The sequence below is a fragment of the Pseudomonas sp. LA5 genome, assembly GCF_028640825.1.
Taxonomy (GTDB): Bacteria; Pseudomonadota; Gammaproteobacteria; order Pseudomonadales; family Pseudomonadaceae; genus Chryseomonas; species Chryseomonas aestiva.
In genome coordinates this window covers 43,599-62,384 of record NZ_JAQYZY010000040.1, presented here as the reverse complement: position 1 = coordinate 62,384, position 18,786 = coordinate 43,599, and the positions used below count along the sequence as shown (strand labels likewise).

Genomic DNA, 18,786 nt, shown 5'->3' with positions numbered 1-18,786 from the left:
TCCTTCTAGTCGATTCGCGAAACCGGCCTGGCCGACCTCACCATTTGCGGCCATTGCGATTGGGTCCCAGCTGGGTCCCCAGGACGCCCCTGGCCCGCCATTCACCCAGTTGGGTGCGATCCGAGCCCCAGTCGACGGGCGCGGCGACGGGGCTGAGATGAGCGCTCAGCTCCACCTCGTCACGGTCTTCGCCGCCCTGCGCATCCCGGACCCGGACCTGCAACCGGCGGACGCCCTCCGGCACGGGTCGGTCCCCCTGATAGCGGCCCTTGCCGAGCGGCTGCAGCGGCCACCAGGGACCGTCGTCGCACTGCCACTCGCAGGCCGTGAGGTCGCTCTCGGCCAGCACCAGCACCCGGCACTCGCGGACCTCGGCCACGCCGGCGCCGTTGAGGCGGGCATCACCGGGCGCGGTGATCTGCACCCAGGGCCAGCCGTCGGCCAATTCGCGAAAGCGCCAGCTCACCGCCGGACCGTCCAGGGTGACCAGCGCGAATCCTACACCGCCTTCCTCGATCTGGCCGGTGGATCTGCAGGCGGCATAGAGCACGCCGCCGTCGTGGGCCAGTTCGTTGTAGTGGGTATGACCGATCTCCACCAGGCGCACCGGGCCCTCGTGCAGCAGCCGCGCCACCCGCTCGGCCTCGCCGGGCCCCTGCAGGTCCGCCGGATAGCTGTGCATGAAGACCACGCAGCGCTGCTCCAGCCGGGTCGCCTGGTGCAACTCCTGCTCCAACCATTGCACCTGCTCGCGGCCAAGGCGGAAATCCGGCCCGCCGGTGCCCGGTCCGCACATGTCGAGGAACAGGCAACGCACGCCGCCCACCTCCCTGGCATAAGGCAGTTGCGGCACCTGCAACTCGGCATAGAAGGGCCCGAGATCGCCGCCTTCCATGTCGTGGTCGCCGGTGATCACCGTTACCGGCAGCGGAAAGTCGTCCAGCAGTCGCTTGAGCAACAGATACTGCTCCGCGGTGCCATTGTCCGCGTTGTCCCCGGGCAGATAGACGAAATCCAGTTCGCTGCGCCCGCGCAGGCGCTGCAGGAGGGTCTGCAAATCCCGGGCATTGTCCGCTTCGGCGGTGGTCAGGTGCAGATCGCCGAGATGGGCGAAGGCGAGAAAATCATCCTGGCATGTCATTTCAGCCTCCCACCACCGAACCGCTCGACCGCGCCGCGTCCCCGGCGACGTGCTCGTCGCGGGTCTCCGGCATCAACAGCAGATAGAGCACGAAGCCCACCGCGGCGATGGCCGCCAGGGTGGTGAAGGCCGCCGCGTAGCCGAAGCGGACGATGATGATCCCGGCGATGGTGGCACTGATCGCCGCGCCCAGTCCCTGGGCGGTGGCGATGGCGCCCTGGCTGACGTTGAAGCGTCCGCTGCCGCGGGTCAGGTCGGCGACGATCACCGGCATCAGGGCGCCATAGACCCCGGCGCCGATACCGTCGAGCAGCTGCACCGCCACCAGGTAGTAGGGGCTGTCGGAAAAGGTGTAGAGCACGCCGCGGATCGCCAGCACGGCGAAGGCGAAGAGAAAGATCGGCTTGCGCCCGAAGACGTCGGCCTTGCGCCCCACCAGGATGGCCACCGGCACCATCACGCACTGGGCGGCGACGATGCAGACGGCCACCAGCGAGGTGGCGCTGTCCTTGCCGACGATATGGGTCAGCTGCTGGCCGACCGAGGTCAGCATGGCGGCATTGGCCAGGTGAAAGATCGCGGCCAGCAGCGCCAGCAGTTGCAACTTGCGATTGGCCAGCAGCGCCTGCCAGGCCGACACCGGCTTGGCGTCGCGGGCACCGACTTCGTCACCCAGCCCCTGGGCCAGGTCATCGTCGATCTCGTCCTGGGGCACCCGGACGATGGCGACGATGGAGGCCGCCGCCAGCAGCGCCATCAGCCAGAACACCACGGTAGGGCCGAAGAAATAGGCCAGGCCACCGGCCAGCGCCGCCGAGACGGCGTTGCCGGCGTGGTTGAAGCCTTCGTTGCGGCCGATGTGCCGGGTGAAGGCCTTGGGCCCGACGATACCCAGGGTGATGGCCGCCAGCGCCGGGGCGAAGATGGCCGCCGCGGCATGGGCCAGCGACTGGGTGGCCGCCACCACATAGAAGTTGGAGACGAAGGGCAGCAGCACGCTGCAGACGGTCACCACCAGGGCGGCGACACCGACCATGAGGCGCTTGTGGCGGGTGCGGTCGATCAGGGCGCCGGCCGGAGTCTGGGCGATCAGCCCGGCGATGCCGGCCAGGGTCATGATGAAACCGGCGGTGGCCTCGTTCCAGCCCTCCCCCGGACCGCGCACGGCGATCAGGTAGATGGCGAGATAGGGCCCCAGGCCGTCGCGGACGTCGGCCAGGGTGAAGTTCAGGGCATCCAGGGCATGGCGCGCGCGGCGAGAGGGTTCGGCGCTGGCCCCGGCGGTCGGGGAACGAGTTTCGGACATGAGCGGGCATCCGTAGCGAGATATAGGTCGCGGGACGCAGGCCCCACGGCACCTCTCGCCCCGGCCCGCCAGCGACCCACGGCATGACCCGCTGGGCCCCAGCCAACCACCGCTGCCAGGGGAGATTGCAAAATGTGACCGGAGCGAAGCGGCGCTAGTGCCGTGCCCTCAGGAAAGAAATGCCTCTGGCGCGGGACTTTCCGCACGTTTCCCACCCTGGCGGCCCGACGCCTCCTGGGTAACGCCGCCGGTCAGGCCACCCGTCGGCTTGGAAAGGCGTCGTCCTCGGGCTGGGCCAGGGCCACGGCGCTGCCCTCTTCGCTGCGCGGCCGCAGCATCGACAGCAGGTTGGCCTCGATGGTGGCGCACAGCTTGTCCATGGTGATCTGGTGCTGGCTGTCGGCGAAGGGCGCCTGCAGATCGCTGCCGATGCGCTCCAGCGCCAGCAGCATGAAGCCGACCACGGTCGACACCAGCGGGGTGAACCAGCCGAGGGTCGAGACCAGGCCCAGCGGCATGGCGATGCAGAACAGAAAGCTGAACAGCTGCGGAAAGCAGACATAGGGATAGGGCAAGGGGGTGTTGGCGATGCGCTCCATGCCGCCCTGCCAGTTGGACATGTCCACCAGGGTCTCTTCCAGCCGCGCCAGGCGGATGCTGTCCAGCCGGCCCTGGCGGTATTCGCTGGCGATCAGCTCGGCAGTGCCGGCAAGGATGTCGTTGGCGAAGTTGAGGCTGCCGTCGGCCAGCGCCAATTCGTGGCGGGCCAGATAGGGCGCGGCCGCCGCGGCCGGGTCCTGGCGCTTGAGCTGGGCGCGCAGGGCATGCAGATAGCCCATGTGCCGACGCAGCAGCACGGCCTTGACCCGATTCTGCGCCCTGCCCTGGTCGTCGATCAGGGTCAGCACCTGGCGGCCGAAGCTGCGCGAGCTGTTGACCATGGCGCCCCACAGGGTCCGCGCCTCCCACCAGCGGGCATAGGCGCTGCTGTTGCGAAAGCTGATCAGCACCACCAGCGCCGAGCACAGCAGGGTCAGGGGCGTGAGCGGCAGGTCGAAGCGCTCGTCGACGAACAGCATGGCGTCCACCGTCACCGCCACGTCCCACAGCAGCAGACCGAACAGCGACCAGCCGACGTAGCTGAAGGTGGTGCGCAGGAACTGGATCTTCTTCTGGATGGAATGGAGCTGGATCGGACTGGACATCTGCTACTCCCGGCGGCGCGGCTTCTCGATTCGCGGTTGCCCTGGCCGTCCTGTCGTCACGCCGCGAGCCGCTGAGCCCGTCGCCGTGTCCCCCTCCCTGAGAATGCAACCTGTTCGCGAGACTAGTCGGCGGTCCTTAAGTCAAACTTAATCCGGAGCGACGGGCGGATCATGGCAAAGTGCCGTGTTAGAGCCTTCGGCACAGGCCTCGACGCCTCTACCAGAAGCCTTCCCGTCCACCTGACCACCGATCGGTCGTGCGCCCGCTCCGCTCGTCCGGGTTGGCGAAACTGTGAGCGATCCTGCAGCCGCTCCTGTAGTCGTGGCCCTGATGACTCCCATAGCCAGCAGTGCTTTTGGGACGGCCACCGCCCTCGTTGGCGAAGGTGCCGTGCCATAATCCGGGCACCTTCGCCGTCCTAGATGCCTGCATGCCCAGAATTGTGAAAGCGAGCCTCGTGCTGCTCGCGCTCTTGGCCCTCTACAGTCTGCTCGGATTCCTGGCCGGACCGCGCCTCGCCCTGCACTACCTCAACCAGACGCTGGCCGAGCGTCTCACCCAGCCGGCCAGCCTGCAGGCCCTGAGCTTCAACCCCTTCACCCTGCAGTTGCACGCCGAAAAGCTGTTGATCGGTCCGGCGGAGCACCCCGTGGTGGCGGCCGAAGGCTTCTCGGCCGATGTGCAGTGGGACAGCCTCTGGCGACGGACCCTGCACCTGACCGAGGTGCGCCTCGACCAGCCCCAGGTCGATCTGCGCATCGCCAAGGGTGGCCAGGTCAATCTGGCCCAGCTCTGGCGCAGCGACCCCACCGCCACCGCCGCGCCGACCCCGGCGGATGCGGAGCCGGGCCAGCCCTTCCCGGTGCACATCGAGCGCATTGCCCTGGTCGGTGGCCGGCTGCATTTCCTCGATGCCCAGGGCGCCCAGCCGGTGGAGGCCACCTTCACCCCCCTGGACGCCACCCTGCAGGATTTCCGCACCCGCAGCGGCGACACCCCGGGCCAACTGGCAATGACCGCCACCACCGCCCAGGGCGGCCAGCTCACCTGGAAGGGCAGCCTGGATCTCCTGCCGCTGCGCAGCGAAGGCGACCTGACCCTCAAGGGCGTCAGCCTCGCGCCCTGGTGGCCCTATGTGCGCAACCAGTTGCCGCTGGCGCTGGGCAAGGGGCGCCTGGAAGCCAGCGCCCACTACCGCCTGGACCTGAGCAAGACCCTGCAACTGCAACTCAGCCAAGGCCGCCTGGCGCTGGACGACGTGGCCGTGCAGGCAGTGAATGCCGAACCCAAGGCCAGCTTCAAGCGCCTGGCCGCCGAGGGTATCGGTCTGGATCTGCAGAAGCGCGAAGTCAGCATCGCCCGCCTGCGCGGCAACGGCCTGGATGCCTGGGGCAATCGCGAACAGGACGGCACGCTCGACTGGCAGCAGCTCTTCCCCACCAGCGATGCCCCCAGCAGTGGCCCGGAGTGGCGCGTGAAGCTCGACGACGCCCAGCTCAGCGACAACCAGCTGCACCTGGTGGACCGCGTGCCCCAGGAGCCGGCCAGTCTCTATTTCAGCGGCCTGGACCTGGCGGTGAAAGGCTTCGACACCGCCAGCAGCAAGCCCTTCGGCCTGGAGCTCAAGACCACCCTCGGTGATCGCGGTCGCATCACCGCCAGCGGCCAGCTGGCGCTGACGCCCCTGCAGGGCAGCTTCGACGTCGGCATCGACGAACTCAACCTGCGTCAGGCCCAGCCCTATCTCAGCCCCTATGTGCGCCTGGAGATCCGCAGCGGCCAGTTGGCCAGCCGGCTCAAGGTAGCCCTGGCCCCGGGCGAGCCGCTGGGGCTGACCGTCAGCGGCGCGGCCCAGGTCACCCAGGTGCATGTGCTCGACACCCTGCACCAGCAGGACTTCATGCGCTGGCAGTTGCTGGACCTGCAAGGCATCGCCTTCACCCTTGGCAAACAGCTAGTCATCGACAAGATCGACCTGGAAAAGCCCTATGGCACCCTGGTGATCAACGAAGACCTCAGCAACAACTTCAGCGCCCTGCTGGTCCCCCAGCCGAAAACCGCGTCGAAGGACAGCTCGCCACCGCTGCAGATCCGCATTGGCGGAGTATCCATCAAGGATGGCAGCGCCGACTTCGCCGACAACAGCCTCAAACCTGGTTTCGCCACCAATATCCAGTCGCTGGAAGGCGGCATCGGCACCCTGGACACCGCCGCCTCCAAGCCGGCCGACATCCATCTCGCCGGCAAGGTCGATCGCTTCGCCCCGGTGGAGATCAAGGGCCGCCTCGACCCTCTCGATCCCCTGCAGCAACTGGACGTGACCGCCTATTTCCGCCAGGTCGAACTCACCACCCTGTCGCCCTATACCGGCAAGTTCGCCGGCTATGCGGTGCGCAAGGGGCGCCTCGACCTGGACCTGCAATACCGCATCGACGACGGCAGGCTGCAGGCGCAGAACCACGTGGTGCTCGACCAGCTGGAACTGGGCGAGCGGGTGGACAGCAAGGACGCCGTGGACCTGCCGGTGCGCCTGGCGGTGGCCCTGCTCAAGGACAGCCACGGTCGCATCGACCTGCGCCTGCCGGTGGCGGGCAATCTCGCTGATCCCAACTTCAGCGTCATGCCGGTGGTCTGGCAGACCCTGCGCAATGTGCTCAGCCGCGCCGTCCAGGCGCCCTTCCGCATGCTGGCGGGACTGGTTGGCGGGCACGAGGCGGATCTCAGCGCCATCGACTTCGCCGCCGGCAGCACCACGCTCTCGGCCCAGGCCCGCGGCGAGCTGGACAAACTGGCCGCGGCCCTGCGCCAGCGGCCGCAGCTGACGGTGGAGGTCAGGGGCCATGCCGGCGCCGCCAGCGATGGTCGCGCCCTGGCCGCCAGCCAGCTGGAAAAGGACTTCCAGACCCAGTACTTCAACCTGCTGCAGCGTCGCGGCGACAAGGTCCCGGCCGATCCCAGCCAGTTGCAGGTACCCGCCGCCATGCGCGCGCCCCTGCTGGAAGGCCTGTACCGCCTGCGACTGCAGGCGCAACCCCCGCAGGAATGGGATAGTCTTGACGATGCCACCCGCACGGCGCGCCTGCGCCAGGCGGTGCTCGAAGCCTGGAGTGGCAACGACGGCCTACTGCGCAGCCTGGCCCAGCAGCGCGCGGGCGCCATCAAGACCTATCTGGTGGACACGGCGAAACTGGATGCCCAGCGGGTCTATCTGCTGGACGTCAGCACTCAAGCCCAATCCGGTGAATCGCCCACGGCCGCGCAGTTGCAGCTCGGGGTGCTCTGACCGGTCAGGAGACCCCCATGCGTTGCCTGCTCGCCGCCCTCACCCTGCTGGTCGCCACCGGCGCCGCCGCCGATTCCATGAGGTGCGGCAACGCCCTGGTCAGCCGGGGCGATCGCGCCTTCGAAGTGCTGCAGAAATGCGGCGAACCCGCCCACCGCGACCTGGTGGGCTACGAACTGGGCCGCAACGAACGCCGCGAGGCGGTGATCGAGGAATGGGTGTACGGCCCGAAGAACGGCGCCAACTACATCCTCACCTTCGAAGCCAATCGCCTCACCCGCATCGAGTTCCAGCGCCAATGAATCTGCGCCCCCTGCTGTTGCTGCTCCTGCTCGCCACCGGCACCAGCCAGGCCGCGTCGCTGCGTTGCGGCAGCGCCCTGGTCTCCACCGGCTCCACCACCCACGAGGTTCGCGGCAAGTGCGGCGAGCCGCTGAGCGTCACGCCCCTGGGCGAACGCCAGGTCACCGACGGCTATGGCTATCGCCAGGTGGAATTCGTCGAGGAATGGGCCTACGGTCCCTGGAACGGCATGCTGCATTTCCTTACCTTCCGCGGCGGCCGCCTGGATCAGGTAGACAGCAAGAGAGCCAACTGAGGCGACTTGCCTTGAATGATTCGCGTGGACGAGGCTGCGCCGTCGTCCACCCTACAGCCTGTAGCGTGGAAAACCGCGCAGCCTTTTCCACTGAAGCGTCGTAGTCACGTAGGTTGGGTTGAGACGGCTCCATCGTCGAAGCCCAACGAGGATGTTCAATCCTGGGCACCGTTGGGCTTCGCTGCGCTCAACCCAACCTACGGCTCAACCCGGTAGACTCGCTACGTAGCGTGGAAAACCGCAGAGCGTTTTCCACTGATAAGGTCAACTTCACTGCAGTCCATACACCGCATGTAACCGCCCCCTCTCCCCCTGGGAGAGGGCTGGGGTGAGGGACGCTTCGTAGGTTGGGTTGAGCGCCAGCGAAGCCCAACACCACCCAAGGCCCAGCCCCGCCGTTGGGCCCCGAGCCATGGAAACCATGACCGCGCCAGCCCTCACTTCTCCCGCAGATGAATCCCCAGATCGGTCCGCCCCGGCGCCAGCTCGGGCTTCAGGGTAAGTGCCGGAATCTCGTAATCCCCACCATTCTGCCGCCGGAACGCCAGGGGCGTGTCCGTGGCCAGTCCATCCAGCCGTGCCCCATAGGCCTGGCACAGTCGCTCGAAGCCGGCGGCGTCCAGCTTGCTCGTGCGATAGACCGGAAACGGCGGTAGCACGCTGAAGCCGGGATAGAAGAGGATGCCGTGCTGGATGGGAAAGAGGATGTCATCCAGCGCGCCATTGATGCCGCGCTCGCTGTAATGCGACGCCCAGCCGCCACAGGTCACCACCAGCATGGCGCGCTTGTCGGCCAGGGTGCCTTCGCCATAGCGGTCACCCCAGTGAGTGTCGCTGTGCTCGCCGACGCCATAGGCGAAGCCGCAGGCATAGACGCGTTCCACCCAGCCCTTGAGGATGGCCGGCAAGGAAAACCACCACAGCGGAAATTGCAGGATCAGCACATCGGCCCACAGCAACTTGGCCTGCTCGGCGGCGATATCCGCCGGTTGCTGGCCGGCGGCATAGGCCTGCTGCGAATCCAGGACCGCATCGAAGCGTGCCCCAGGCGCCAGGTGTGGCGCGTCCGCAGCATCCAGGGTGGCCTTCCAGTGCAGGGCATAGAGATCGGAGACCCGGACCTCATGGCCGGCCGCCTGCAGATGGGCCACGGCGAAATCGCGCAGCGCACCGTTGAGCGATCGGGGTTCGGGATGGGCGTAGACCAGCAGGACCTTCATGGCACGTACCTCTCGAGGGAAAGGAGGCCAGGCTAGGTGACGGCGGAGTTATGCTGGAAATGAATTACCGAAACAGTGGCCATTGCCATGCACAATAGCTTGCGCCGCCTCGATCTCAATCTGCTGGTGACTCTCGACGCCCTCCTGGTGGAATTCAACGTCACCCGCGCCGCGCGCCGCCTGAATCTGGCGCAGCCCACCGTCAGCCTGCAGCTGGGTCGGCTGCGCCAGCTGCTGGACAATCCCCTGCTGCTACCTGGGCCGCGCGGCATGCGACCCACGGCGCGCGCGGCGGCGCTGCGTGAACCCTTGCGCCAGGCGCTGGCAGCCCTGGACGAGGCCTTGGCACCGGCCGCCCCCTTCGAACCGGCTCGCGCCGAGCGAACCTGGCGCATCGCCGCCAGCGACCACAGTGCCACCACCCTGCTCACCCCGCTGCTGGCTGACCTGCGCCAGCAGGCGCCCGGCATCCGCCTGGCGCTGCTGGACAAGAAGCCGGCGTTGCTCGCCGAGCAACTGGAGGGGGATCGCCTGGACCTGGCGCTGGACGTGGCCGATACCGCCGCAGCGGGTCTGCGTCAGCGGCTGCTGTTCACCGAACACTATCTGCTGGCGGGCCGGCGCGGCCATCCGGCGCTGCAGCAACCTGTGTCCCTGGAAACCTTCTGCCAACTGGATCAGGCGCTGGTTTCGCCGAGCGGTGGCGGCTTCGCCAGCGTCACTGACCGGTTGCTGGCGGAACAGGGCCGCGAACGGCGGGTGGTGCTGTCGGTGCCCCACTTCGCCACCCTGGCCAGTGTCCTCCTGGTCAGCGATCTGGTGGCCCTGCTGCCCGCCCAGATCGCCCTGAACCATCCCGGTCTCCAGGTCCAGCCGCCCCCCTGGCCATCCTGGGCTTCGACATGCTGCTGCTCTGGCCCGAACGCCTGCACCGCGATCCAGCCCATGCCTGGCTGCGCGAACGGATCGTCGCCAGCCTCGTGAGCTGAACGCCCGCCTGACCAATCGACTCTCTGCATGGAGGGCATACAGCGGCTTGGCTGTTCGCCCCGGCCCTGGCCCGGCATCCTTGGTCACCTCGTACGAACGCGGCACGACTGCCCGCAGTCACATGCTTCGTCACTGTCCCTTCCGGAGTCCTCCATGGCCAAGCTACGTCTCTTCACCTCGCCATCTGCCTTTCCCAACCCGCAACGGCTGCGGCTGTTCATCCAGGAAAAGGGCATCGCCGACCAATTCGAGGAGGTCATCCTGAAGATGGCGCCCGAAGGCGAGCAACGCCAGTGGCAGCATCTCAAGCGCAATCCCTGGGGCGAGACGCCGACCCTGGAACTCGCCGACGGCGGCTACCTGGCCGAGAGCGCGGCCATCGCCCGCTATCTGGACAACAGCTATCCCGGCCGCAAGGTAATGGGCGAAACGCCGCTGGAGCAGGGCCAGGACGCCATGTGGAATGACCGCATCTTCATCCATGTGCTCTATCGCATCGTGACCATGTTCCATGTGCAGCACGAAGGCCTCGGCCACAAGCTGGAGCTGACCCACAATCCGCAGTGGGGCGAGCATTGCCGCAAGGAAGCCCTGATGCACGCGGCGCTGGTGGATCGGCACCTGGCGGATGGTCGCGAGTGGCTGCTGGGCGGCGCGGCGCCGACCTTTGCCGACATCACCCTGTGCACCGCCATCGCCTTCTCCAAGTTCCCCACCAACCAGACGCCGCTGGACGAGCGCTTCGAGCACCTGGCGGCCTTCTGGGCGCGCTGGCAGCAGCGCGACAGCTTCCGCGCGGCCTATGCCGACGGCAACAGCGGACTGGACGAACTGGCGGCCCTGGCGCGCGGCTGATTCCGTTCAGACCGCCGATCTGCCTGGGTCGAGGCCCCGTAGCGTGGAAAACGGCGCAGCCTTTTCCACTGGACTGACCGCTAACCACCCCCTCTCCCCTGGGAGAGGGCCGGGGTGAGGGTCGTACCCACCTGACTCGCTAGCCGAGCCGCTCGCGCAATACCGCCAGGGCCACCTCCGGCCCACCGACGACGATGCTGGCCGGTACCGCCAGCATCAGGTTCAGCGGCAGGCCGAATTCCTCCAGCGTCCAGCCGTCACGGTCCAGCAGCCCCACGCCTACCCACTCGGGATGTCGCGCGCGAATCCGCTCGGCCAGGCTGCCCGCCTCCGGGACATAGCCCACCACCGGCTTGCCCAGCGCTACCGCATAGCCCACCTCGAAACAGGTGCCGCTGTCAGGCTCGGCGCCGCGAAAGAAATCCAGGCTGGCCAGGACGCCATCCGCCTGCTCGATCAGCGCCAGATTCGCCCGATAGATCCAGGCCGCCTGCTCCCCTGGTTCGGTCAGCCTCGGGGGAAGGGCGTTGTCCAGCGGAAACAGCCCCGTGCAGCCATGACGGGCGCACAGCGCCTTGAGCGCGTCGCCCTGGGCGACGGCATCGGGCCGGAAGACTTCGGGACCGGCGAGATAGATACAGGGTGGCATGGCAGGACCTCGCGAAATGGCCAGTGTAGAGGGTGGGCGATACCCCGTCTGCCTGACGAGGTTTCGTGGCCGCCCTGCCACTCGTGCTGTCGGCATGACCGTTGGCGCAATAACCAATCCGCCCGGCCCCAGCTGTATACGTTTTGAAAGCTAGACCTTTTAACATCGGCGCACCTTGAGAGCCTGAATCCTCCGCTGTCCGGAATCGGCTCGCCTCCTGGGCATGCTCGCTTCGGTGTCGCCTGATGTCTGGCCGTTTTCTGCTGACCGCTCATCTCAATCGACTGATTAATGCCTTGCTGGTGGTGACCTCGCTCGCCACCGCCTGCGGCATGGCCCTGCTCGTCCAGCAGGCCCAGGAGAATTCGACGAGCATGGGCCTGACCCGTGACCAGTTGCCGGTCTACGAGGAGGCGCTGCGGCTGGTGGAGGCCGTCTCCGCCGAGCGTGGCCCGACCAATGCCCTGCTCGGCGGTCGCGGCGGCGATAGCCATGAGCTGGCGCGCGCCCGGGCCCTGAGCGATCAGCGCTTCGCCCGGCTACAGGTGCTGTTGCAGGGCTGCCGGCAATGCAGCGTGACCGCCGAGCAGGCGGCAAACGGCTATCAGACGCTGCTGCAGGCCCGTGCCCGGGTCGACCAGCGCCTCCGGGGGACGCCGGACGATCCCCCGTCCCAGGACATCGCCACCCTGGTCCAGGGCATGTTCCGCGCCCTCGACAGCAACTTCATCACCGCCGACCTCACCCTGCACGACCTCATCCAGCGCAGCCCGGCCGTGGCCATCTACCTGGTCAATGCCAAGCTGGCCGCCCGCCTGCGCGACACCGCCGGACGGCTGGGCTCGCTGCTGACCCCCGCGCTGCAGGCGCAGCGCCTGCCCAGCGGCGCGGAACAGGTCCAGTTGCTGCAGACCCAGGGCCGCATCAACCAGCTGATGGATCTCCTGCGCAGCAACCTCAACCTGGCCCCCGGCCGTCCCGAGCACGACCGCTTCGTGCAGGTGCAGGAGCGCTACCTGGGCGAAGGCCTGGACTGGTACCACCAGACCCTCGCCGCCCTGGCGACCGGCACGGCACCCACTGCGGCCAGCTTCGCCCAGGGCTATGTCCCGACCATGGTCAGCATCCTGGAGTTGCGCGACGAGATGCTGAGTCTGGCCCGTGACGAAGCCGATGCCCTGGCACGCGAGGCCCAGCTGCGGCTGTGGCTGACCATCGCCGCGGCGGTGGGCATCCTGCTGGCGCTGGGTACCGGTCTACTGTTGCTCAAGCAGCGCCTGCTGACGCCGCTGCTGGCCAATACCCAGCGACTGCTCAGCCTCAGCCGGCGCGCCCGACCGCTCGGGACGGTGGCCGAAGATGACCCGCGCAGCCTGTTCGCCGCCTTCGCCCAGCTGGAGGACGAGTTACTGCAGGCCGACCGGCTGCGTGAGGAGCGTGATGCCCTGATCGCCGAACTGGGGGTCCGCGCGGAGACCGACTACCTGACCGGCCTGGCCAATCGACGCGCCTTCGAACGCGAGCTGGCGCAGGGGGTGACCCGCACCGCCGGGCAGCTGGCGGCGATCGCCTTCGATATCGATCACTTCAAGCGCATCAACGACACCTACGGGCACGCCGCCGGTGATCTGCTGCTGCAGCAACTGGCGCAGCGCTGCCGCGAGCTGCTGCGTCCCGGTGATCGCATCGCCCGGATCGGTGGCGAGGAATTCGCCGTGCTCGCCGATGTAGCCCAGCCGACCGACGCCCTGGCACTGGCCGAGCGCCTGCGCTGCGGCATCGCCGAGGCGCCCTTCGCCGTCGGCCCGACCGAGGCGCTGCCGGTCACCGCCAGCTTCGGCGTGGCGGTGACGCCGCGGCTGGCGGAAGGCGTCCCGGTCCGCCTGCTGGCCCAGGCCGATGCCGCCCTCTACCGCGCCAAGCATCGCGGGCGCAATTGCAGCGAGATCGCCGAACTCGGCTAGACCGGCAGGGCCAGCGACCGCGGCAGCGCTTCGTCGAGCAGGCGGCAGGCGGCCTCGCCGACGCGCCGCACGCCCTCCTCGATCCCCGGACGCTGGGCCTGGGCATAGTTCAGGCGCAGGCAGTTACGGTACTTGCCCGAGGCAGAAAAGATGCTGCCGCAGGCGATCTGCACGCTCTGGGCGAGCAGTTCGCGATTGAGTCGATGGCTGTCGCAGGCCTCGGGCAACTCCACCCACAGCAGGAAGCTGCCCTGGGGCTGGCTGACCCGGGTTCCGGCGGGAAAGTAGCGCTGCACCCAGGCACTCATGAGGTCGCGATTGCGCTGGTACCGGGCGCGCATGCGCCGGACGTGCACGGTGTAGTGACCGGCGGCGATGAATTCGGCGATGGCCAGCTGCGGCTGGGGAGCGGTACAGCCGGTGCCTATGTACTTGAGGTGCAGGATTCGCTCGGCATAGCGCCCGGGCGCCACCCAGCCAACCCGGAGACCGGGTGCCAGGGTCTTGGAAAAGGAACTGCAGAGGATTACCCGATCGTCTTCGTCGAAGGCCTTGAGCGCTCGCGCCCGCGGATAGCCATAGAGCAGATCGCCATAGACATCGTCTTCGATCACCGCCAGGTCGTGCTTGCGCGCCAGGGCCACCAGCTGGCGCTTGTTGGCCTCGGGCATGCAGTAGCCCAGGGGATTGTTGCAACTGGGGGTGAGCTGGATGGCCCGTACCGGCCATTGCTCCAGGGCCAGTTCCAGCGCCGGCAGGCTGATGCCGGTGCGCGGATCGGTAGGGATCTCCAGTGCCTTGAGGCCCTGACCCTTGAGGGTCTGCATCACCCCGTGAAAGGTCGGCGAATCCACCGCGACGATGTCGCCCTCCTGGCAGGTGGCGCGCAAGGCCGTGGCCAGGGCCTCGTGGGCACCGCTGGTGATGACGATGTCATCGGCGGTGAGCACGCAGCCGGCATCCAGCTGCAGCCGGGCCACCTGTTCGCGCAAGGCCACTACGCCCTGGATGCTGTCGTAGGACAGCCCGGCATTGCCCGGCCGCCGCGCCAGGCGCGCCATGCCGGCCAGCAAGGGGGCCAGGGTCGGCGCCTCGGTATCCGGCAGGCCGCGGCCGAGTTGCACCCGTACCGAATCCGGAGTGCTGGTCATCAGCTCGCGCACCGGCTCCCACCCGGACACCTCCACCGGCCAGCGCGCCGGACGGGTCACCCGCGGCAACTCGATGACGCGTCTTTCCAGGCGGACGAAATAGCCGGACTTGGGCCGTGGCTCCACCAGCCCGCGATCTTCCAGCAGCCGATAGGCCTGCTGCACCGTGGCCAGACTGACCCCGTGCTCCTGGGCCAGGACGCGCACCGACGGCAGGCGTTCGCCCGGTCGATAGAGACCCTGTTCGATACGATGGCCGAGGGCATCGGCCAGCAGCTGATAGCGATTCATGCTCGGACTATAGCGGCGTAGACAGGAAACGCGCGCCATACAGATGGCCACGCCCTGCACCATACAGCTGACCGCTGTAAGGCGGCTGTATGGCGGACAACCCATCGACCTGGGTCTGCCCCTGACCGTAGAGGCGGCGGAGCATGGAGACAGCCCAGGAGAGACGCCATGCCCAGAGACCCCAGCCTTCACGATCAGACCCGCGCCAGCGGCTGCTGGCTGCTGTTCCAGCGCCAGCTGACCACCCGCCGCATCCTGCCGGACCTTACCGACCGGGAACTGGCCGATATCGGCCTGGATCGCCATACCGCCCTGCACGAGGCCCAGCGCCCCTGGTGGCGGCTGCTGCTGGAGGCCTGGCGTCAGTCCGGCAGGCGCGACAGCCGCGCCGCCCAGTCCGCCACCGGTGCCGGCGACTCCGGGTGCCAGAGTCTGCGCCAGACCACCGCCAGCTGTTCGCGACCGCCGCGCTCGCGCGGCCACAGCGAGGGTTCGGCGACCAGTCGCCAACCGCTGGCCTCGCGCTGAGCCAGGGCGAAACGGAAACTGTGGTAGCCGGTGGCGCCAAGGCGCAGATCGGTCACCACCAGGTCGTCGCCCAGGCGGTCATAGCGCAGCCAGTCGTCGGTGAACCAGCGCAGCCGCTGTTCGGCCGGCGAGTCGGCGACGATCGGCGCCAGTTCGCCCCCGCGTGGCAGCGGGACCAAGGTGGGCGGGCGGTCGTCGAACAGCCCCACCCAGGTTTCCCGGTAGCGTTCGGGTCCGTCATCCACCATGACCCGCCAGAGCAGACTGGTGAAGGGCAGCGGCGCGCTGAACAGGCGTGCATCCGCCTGCCCCTGGGCCGCCAGCGCCTGGCGTACCTGGCGCTCGGCGGAATATTTGGCCACCAGGGTCCAACCCAGATAGGCCGTGGAGAGCAGCAGGGCCACCATGGCCAGCCGAGGGGTTCGGCCCCGGGGGCCAATCACCAGGCCAGCGAGTACCGCCACCAGCAACGGCAGGGTATAGAGCGGATCGATGATGAAGACGCTGGACCAGGCTATCGGGGTGGTCGGCAGCGGCCAGAACAGCTGGGTGCCATAGGTGGTGAAGGCATCCAGCAAGGGATGAGTAATGAGCACCAGCCAGAGCGTCAGGAACAGGCGTGCCTGGCTGTAACCCGGATCGCGCCAGCGACTGCAGATCGAGGTCAGCAGCAGGGCCAGTCCGGTCAGCACGAACAGCGAATGGCTGAAGCCACGGTGGTAGGTCATCTCCTTGACGGCATCGCCGTAGTCGATGACCACATCGAGATCCGGCAGGGTGGCCAGGGCGGCGCCATAGAGGATCGCGCGCCGACCCTGCCAGCGACCCAGCAGTGCGGTCTGGACGGTAGCGCCGAGCACGGCCTGGGTCAGCGAATCCACCGGTCAGAGCTCCCGGGCGAAGTCGAGCATCAGCCGCGCCAGGGCCTGGGGCGTCTGCAGCGGCATCAGGTGACCGGCACCGGGAATGACCTCCAGCCGGCTGTTGGGGAAGGCCGCCAGGGTGGTGCGGCGCTGTTCGTCCGGACCCGGCACCTGCTGGTCATCGGCGCCGCAGACCAGCAGCACCGGATAGTCCAGGGTCTCGATGCGGTCGCTCCAGTCCTCGCGACTGCCTTGATCGACCCAGGCCCGCCAGGCCTGCAGATTCAGCCGCTGGGCATCGGCGATCACCACCTCGCGGATGGCATCGGGCAGGCGATGGGCGCTGGAGTCGTCGACAAAGGCCTCGGCCTCCGCCCGGCTCTTGCCATAGGCGCGCTGGGCATCGCGATCCGCCTCGCTCATGGGCTGCGGCCCGGGCGGCGAAGGCGCCACCAGGATCAGCCCGAGCAGATACTCCGGTCGCCGCGCCGCCAGCACCACGGCCACCTTGCCGGTCATCGAATGGCCCACCAGGATGCACCGCTCCAGGCCCAGGGCGCGGATGCTGGCATCCACCTGGTCGGCCATCTCGGCGACGCTGTAACCCTCGACCGCGGCGGCATCGCCGAAGCCCGGCGTATTGAGCGCCACGCAACGGTGTTCGCCATCCAGGTAGGGCGCGGTGGGAAACCAGGTGCGGTGCGAGCCGCCGAGAAAGTGCATGAGCACGAAGGTGGGCGAACCGCTGCCCTGCTGACTGTGGGGAAGCATGGGAAATCCTCGGTGCGGGGCTGAAGGCGGATACGTCTCAGATGGAGGGGTAGGCATCGCGCGAAGTTCCGCTTCGCTGAAGACCCGGCAACCCGGGCCGCGCTCGCCGGTCTCACCCAGAACCACCCCCTTTCCGGAGTCCACCATGGCCGATCTGTCGCGCTTCCCCATCACCCACCGCTGGCCCGCCCGGCATCCCGAGCGCCTGCAACTCTATTCGCTGCCCACGCCCAATGGCGTCAAGGTGGCCATCCTGCTGGAAGAGCTCGGCCTGCCCTACGAGGTGCATCGCATCGACTTCGGCCAGGACGACCAGCACACTGCGGAATTCATCTCCCTGAGCCCCAACAACAAGATCCCCGCCCTCCTCGACCCCGACGGCCCCGGTGGCGAACCCCTGGGACTGTTCGAATCCGGCGCCATCCTGCTCTACCTCGCGGAAAAGACCGGACGCCTGCTGCCCGAGGCGCCGGCGCAACGCTACCAGGCCATCCAGTGGCTGATGTTCCAGATGGGCGGCATCGGCCCCATGTTCGGCCAGCTCGGCTTCTTCACCAAGTTCGCCGGCAAGGACATCGAAGACAAGCGCCCCCGCGACCGCTACGTGACCGAGGCCCGGCGCCTGCTCGGCGTGCTGGAAGGTCAGCTCGGGGGCCGCGCCTGGATCCTGGGCGAGGACTACAGCCTCGTCGACATCGCCACCTTCCCCTGGATCCGCGCCCTGCTGGAGGTCTACCAGGTGGCCGACCTGATCGGCTTCCAGGACTTTCCCGAGGTCCGTCGCGCCCTCGACGCCTTCCTCGCCCGCCCGGCGGTGCAACGCGGCCTGCAGATCCCGGCTGCGTCCTGATGCCGGCCGACGTCGACCTGGGGCTGCGCCAGTGGCGAGCGGAGGATGGCGCCGCGTTCGCCAGGCTGAATGCCGATCCCGAGGTGATGCGGCATTTTCCTGCCTGCCTGGACCGGGCGGCCAGTGATGCGCTGCTCCAGCGTTGCCGGCAGGGCATTGCCGAGCGCGGCTGGGGGTTCTGGGCGCTGGAGCGCCGTACCGACGGCGCCCTGCTCGGCTTGCTCGGCATCAGCCCGGTGTCATCCGATCTTCCTTTTGCACCTGCGGTCGAGATCGGCTGGCGGCTGGATCGCCCCTATTGGGGCAAGGGCTACGCCAGCCGCGGTGCCCAGTTGGCCCTGGCCCACGCCTTCGACACTCTCGGACTCGACGAAGTGGTCGCCTTTACCGCGGCAGCCAATCAGCCGTCACTGGCCGTGATGCGCCGGCTGGCGATGGCCGACGCCGGTCACTTCGAACATCCGCGTCTGCCACCAAGCCATCCGCTTCGACCGCATCGGCTGTTTCGGCTGAGCCAGGCGCAATGGACGGCCGCGCGCGTCGCAGCTGAGTAGACTGTCCCCTTCTCCAAGGTAGAGCGGTACCGATGACTGCAAGGCCGGATACACACGAGGCGACCCTGATAGTCGAGACAGTCCACTGGCGCCTGGGTTATCGGCGGGACTCTCGGTATCCCGGTCTTCTGACCCTGAGCAGTCAACAAGCCGTGAGCGACTTCAACACACTCGACGCGCCTAGTCTGGCCGAATTAGGTCAGCAACTGGGGTTCGCCGAGAAACTTCTGCAGCGCTGTTATGCACCCTACAGGGTGGTCTTCTACAAGCTGGGCTTTTCCGCAGGCTTCTCCCTGCACGTGCACATTGCGCCGATTTCGCACGCACTGCTGAACGAAATCGCAGCCCACTCCAGTTACAGCGACGACCCGGATGGCAACGATGCCATCCTCTATCTGAGCCGCGAATATGGCGAGCGAGACCTTGGGCCAGAGGAGCAACAGACGCAAAGGATCGAGATCGCGCGCCTCAGAGAGATGGCCAACGAGCTTTTGCGTCAGCCCGGTAACTTTCTATAGCCGACCTGCCCTATCAAGAAGCCTAAACGCGCCTGGCCACGGCTAGAG

16 protein-coding genes and 2 pseudogenes are annotated in these 18,786 nt (G+C 67.8%); 10 read left to right on the top strand and 8 right to left on the bottom strand.

What is annotated here, in order from left to right:
* Positions 1 to 37: 37 nt before the first annotated feature.
* The 3 genes from PVZ72_RS16405 to PVZ72_RS16395 all read right to left on the bottom strand — a co-directional run bounded on the left by PVZ72_RS16405 (position 38) and on the right by PVZ72_RS16395 (position 3,652).
* Positions 38 to 1,141, bottom strand: a complete 1,104-nt coding sequence (locus PVZ72_RS16405) for a metallophosphoesterase family protein (RefSeq protein WP_273862481.1) — start codon at positions 1,139 to 1,141, stop codon at positions 38 to 40.
* A gap of 1 nt (position 1,142) precedes the next feature.
* Positions 1,143 to 2,447 carry an MFS transporter gene (locus PVZ72_RS16400; protein WP_187981103.1) on the bottom strand — a complete coding sequence of 435 codons (1,305 nt, stop codon included), beginning with the start codon at positions 2,445 to 2,447 and terminating at the stop codon, positions 1,143 to 1,145.
* 251 nt (positions 2,448 to 2,698) lie between these two features.
* Positions 2,699 to 3,652 (bottom strand): bestrophin family protein, encoded by a 954-nt coding sequence (locus tag PVZ72_RS16395; protein ID WP_273862480.1) that lies wholly within the window; start codon positions 3,650 to 3,652, stop codon positions 2,699 to 2,701.
* A 431-nt stretch (positions 3,653 to 4,083) separates the two neighbouring features.
* Here PVZ72_RS16395 and PVZ72_RS16390 point away from each other — a divergent pair, with 431 nt between their 5' ends.
* Genes PVZ72_RS16390 through PVZ72_RS16380 form a run of 3 tightly spaced genes read left to right on the top strand, consistent with a single transcriptional unit; the run spans position 4,084 to position 7,534 of the window.
* A complete protein-coding gene (locus PVZ72_RS16390; RefSeq protein WP_443218253.1) occupies positions 4,084 to 6,936 on the top strand; it encodes a DUF748 domain-containing protein in 2,853 nt (950 codons plus the stop codon).
* 17 nt (positions 6,937 to 6,953) lie between these two features.
* Positions 6,954 to 7,238, top strand: coding sequence for a DUF2845 domain-containing protein (locus tag PVZ72_RS16385; RefSeq protein ID WP_133862215.1), 285 nt, complete (start codon positions 6,954 to 6,956; stop codon positions 7,236 to 7,238).
* On the top strand, positions 7,235 to 7,534 hold the full coding sequence (locus PVZ72_RS16380) for a DUF2845 domain-containing protein (RefSeq protein ID WP_133862216.1): 300 nt from the start codon (positions 7,235 to 7,237) through the stop codon (positions 7,532 to 7,534). The genes PVZ72_RS16385 and PVZ72_RS16380 overlap by 4 nt, the downstream gene beginning before the upstream one ends.
* Positions 7,535 to 7,971: 437 nt before the next feature.
* Here the strand turns inward: PVZ72_RS16380 and PVZ72_RS16375 are convergent, their stop codons facing one another.
* Positions 7,972 to 8,754: an NAD(P)H-dependent oxidoreductase gene (locus tag PVZ72_RS16375; RefSeq protein WP_273862478.1), complete on the bottom strand. Its 783-nt coding sequence runs from the start codon at positions 8,752 to 8,754 to the stop codon at positions 7,972 to 7,974.
* An 87-nt stretch (positions 8,755 to 8,841) separates the two neighbouring features.
* On the opposite strand from PVZ72_RS16375, the pseudogene PVZ72_RS16370 reads away from it, so the two are divergent.
* Both PVZ72_RS16370 and PVZ72_RS16365 read left to right on the top strand, forming a co-directional pair.
* Positions 8,842 to 9,743 (top strand): annotated as a pseudogene (locus tag PVZ72_RS16370) (LysR family transcriptional regulator).
* Positions 9,744 to 9,897: 154 nt separating this feature from the next.
* Positions 9,898 to 10,599 carry a glutathione S-transferase family protein gene (locus tag PVZ72_RS16365; protein ID WP_273862477.1) on the top strand — a complete coding sequence of 234 codons (702 nt, stop codon included), beginning with the start codon at positions 9,898 to 9,900 and terminating at the stop codon, positions 10,597 to 10,599.
* 139 nt (positions 10,600 to 10,738) lie between these two features.
* Here PVZ72_RS16365 and PVZ72_RS16360 read toward each other — a convergent pair whose 3' ends face one another.
* A complete protein-coding gene (locus PVZ72_RS16360) occupies positions 10,739 to 11,248 on the bottom strand; it encodes a nucleoside 2-deoxyribosyltransferase (protein ID WP_273862476.1) in 510 nt (169 codons plus the stop codon).
* 245 nt (positions 11,249 to 11,493) lie between these two features.
* Between PVZ72_RS16360 and PVZ72_RS16355 the strand changes: the two genes are divergently transcribed.
* The gene (locus PVZ72_RS16355; RefSeq protein ID WP_273862475.1) at positions 11,494 to 13,212 is read left to right on the top strand and encodes a GGDEF domain-containing protein; all 1,719 of its coding nucleotides are present in this window, start codon (positions 11,494 to 11,496) and stop codon (positions 13,210 to 13,212) included.
* Here PVZ72_RS16355 and PVZ72_RS16350 read toward each other — a convergent pair.
* Positions 13,209 to 14,654: an aminotransferase-like domain-containing protein gene (locus PVZ72_RS16350; RefSeq protein ID WP_273862474.1), complete on the bottom strand. Its 1,446-nt coding sequence runs from the start codon at positions 14,652 to 14,654 to the stop codon at positions 13,209 to 13,211. The genes PVZ72_RS16355 and PVZ72_RS16350 overlap by 4 nt on opposite strands.
* Positions 14,655 to 14,822: 168 nt before the next feature.
* On the opposite strand from PVZ72_RS16350, the pseudogene PVZ72_RS16345 reads away from it, so the two are divergent.
* Positions 14,823 to 14,930, top strand: a pseudogene (locus PVZ72_RS16345) (hypothetical protein); the annotation flags it as partial.
* An 86-nt stretch (positions 14,931 to 15,016) separates the two neighbouring features.
* On the opposite strand, the gene PVZ72_RS16340 reads toward PVZ72_RS16345, so the two are convergent.
* Entirely contained in the window at positions 15,017 to 16,063 is a 1,047-nt protein-coding gene (locus PVZ72_RS16340; RefSeq protein WP_208694025.1) for a metal-dependent hydrolase, read from the bottom strand.
* A gap of 3 nt (positions 16,064 to 16,066) precedes the next feature.
* Positions 16,067 to 16,816 (bottom strand): alpha/beta fold hydrolase, encoded by a 750-nt coding sequence (locus PVZ72_RS16335; RefSeq protein ID WP_273862473.1) that lies wholly within the window; start codon positions 16,814 to 16,816, stop codon positions 16,067 to 16,069.
* A 145-nt stretch (positions 16,817 to 16,961) separates the two neighbouring features.
* Between PVZ72_RS16335 and PVZ72_RS16330 the strand changes: the two genes are divergently transcribed.
* The 3 genes from PVZ72_RS16330 (at position 16,962) to PVZ72_RS16320 (ending at position 18,738) form a co-directional block, all read left to right on the top strand.
* Positions 16,962 to 17,666 (top strand): glutathione S-transferase N-terminal domain-containing protein, encoded by a 705-nt coding sequence (locus tag PVZ72_RS16330; protein ID WP_273862472.1) that lies wholly within the window; start codon positions 16,962 to 16,964, stop codon positions 17,664 to 17,666.
* On the top strand, positions 17,666 to 18,220 hold the full coding sequence (locus PVZ72_RS16325; RefSeq protein WP_273862471.1) for a GNAT family N-acetyltransferase: 555 nt from the start codon (positions 17,666 to 17,668) through the stop codon (positions 18,218 to 18,220). The genes PVZ72_RS16330 and PVZ72_RS16325 overlap by 1 nt, the downstream gene beginning before the upstream one ends.
* A 152-nt stretch (positions 18,221 to 18,372) precedes the next feature.
* Complete coding sequence (locus PVZ72_RS16320; RefSeq protein WP_252977265.1) at positions 18,373 to 18,738, top strand: hypothetical protein; 366 nt, start codon at positions 18,373 to 18,375, stop codon at positions 18,736 to 18,738.
* The last annotated feature ends 48 nt before the right edge of the window (positions 18,739 to 18,786 follow it).

Excerpts from the sequence above, each read along its gene's own strand:
- PVZ72_RS16405 (WP_273862481.1), bottom strand. The coding sequence starts at position 1,141 with ATGACATGCCAGGATGATTTTCTCGCCTTCGCCCATCTCGGCGATCTG.
- PVZ72_RS16400 (WP_187981103.1), bottom strand. The coding sequence starts at position 2,447 with ATGTCCGAAACTCGTTCCCCGACCGCCGGGGCCAGCGCCGAACCCTCT.
- PVZ72_RS16395 (WP_273862480.1), bottom strand. The coding sequence starts at position 3,652 with ATGTCCAGTCCGATCCAGCTCCATTCCATCCAGAAGAAGATCCAGTTC.
- PVZ72_RS16390 (WP_443218253.1), top strand. The coding sequence starts at position 4,084 with ATGCCCAGAATTGTGAAAGCGAGCCTCGTGCTGCTCGCGCTCTTGGCC.
- PVZ72_RS16385 (WP_133862215.1), top strand. The coding sequence starts at position 6,954 with ATGCGTTGCCTGCTCGCCGCCCTCACCCTGCTGGTCGCCACCGGCGCC.
- PVZ72_RS16380 (WP_133862216.1), top strand. The coding sequence starts at position 7,235 with ATGAATCTGCGCCCCCTGCTGTTGCTGCTCCTGCTCGCCACCGGCACC.
- PVZ72_RS16375 (WP_273862478.1), bottom strand. The coding sequence starts at position 8,754 with ATGAAGGTCCTGCTGGTCTACGCCCATCCCGAACCCCGATCGCTCAAC.
- PVZ72_RS16365 (WP_273862477.1), top strand. The coding sequence starts at position 9,898 with ATGGCCAAGCTACGTCTCTTCACCTCGCCATCTGCCTTTCCCAACCCG.
- PVZ72_RS16360 (WP_273862476.1), bottom strand. The coding sequence starts at position 11,248 with ATGCCACCCTGTATCTATCTCGCCGGTCCCGAAGTCTTCCGGCCCGAT.
- PVZ72_RS16355 (WP_273862475.1), top strand. The coding sequence starts at position 11,494 with ATGTCTGGCCGTTTTCTGCTGACCGCTCATCTCAATCGACTGATTAAT.
- PVZ72_RS16350 (WP_273862474.1), bottom strand. The coding sequence starts at position 14,654 with ATGAATCGCTATCAGCTGCTGGCCGATGCCCTCGGCCATCGTATCGAA.
- PVZ72_RS16335 (WP_273862473.1), bottom strand. The coding sequence starts at position 16,816 with ATGCTTCCCCACAGTCAGCAGGGCAGCGGTTCGCCCACCTTCGTGCTC.
- PVZ72_RS16330 (WP_273862472.1), top strand. The coding sequence starts at position 16,962 with ATGGCCGATCTGTCGCGCTTCCCCATCACCCACCGCTGGCCCGCCCGG.
- PVZ72_RS16325 (WP_273862471.1), top strand. The coding sequence starts at position 17,666 with ATGCCGGCCGACGTCGACCTGGGGCTGCGCCAGTGGCGAGCGGAGGAT.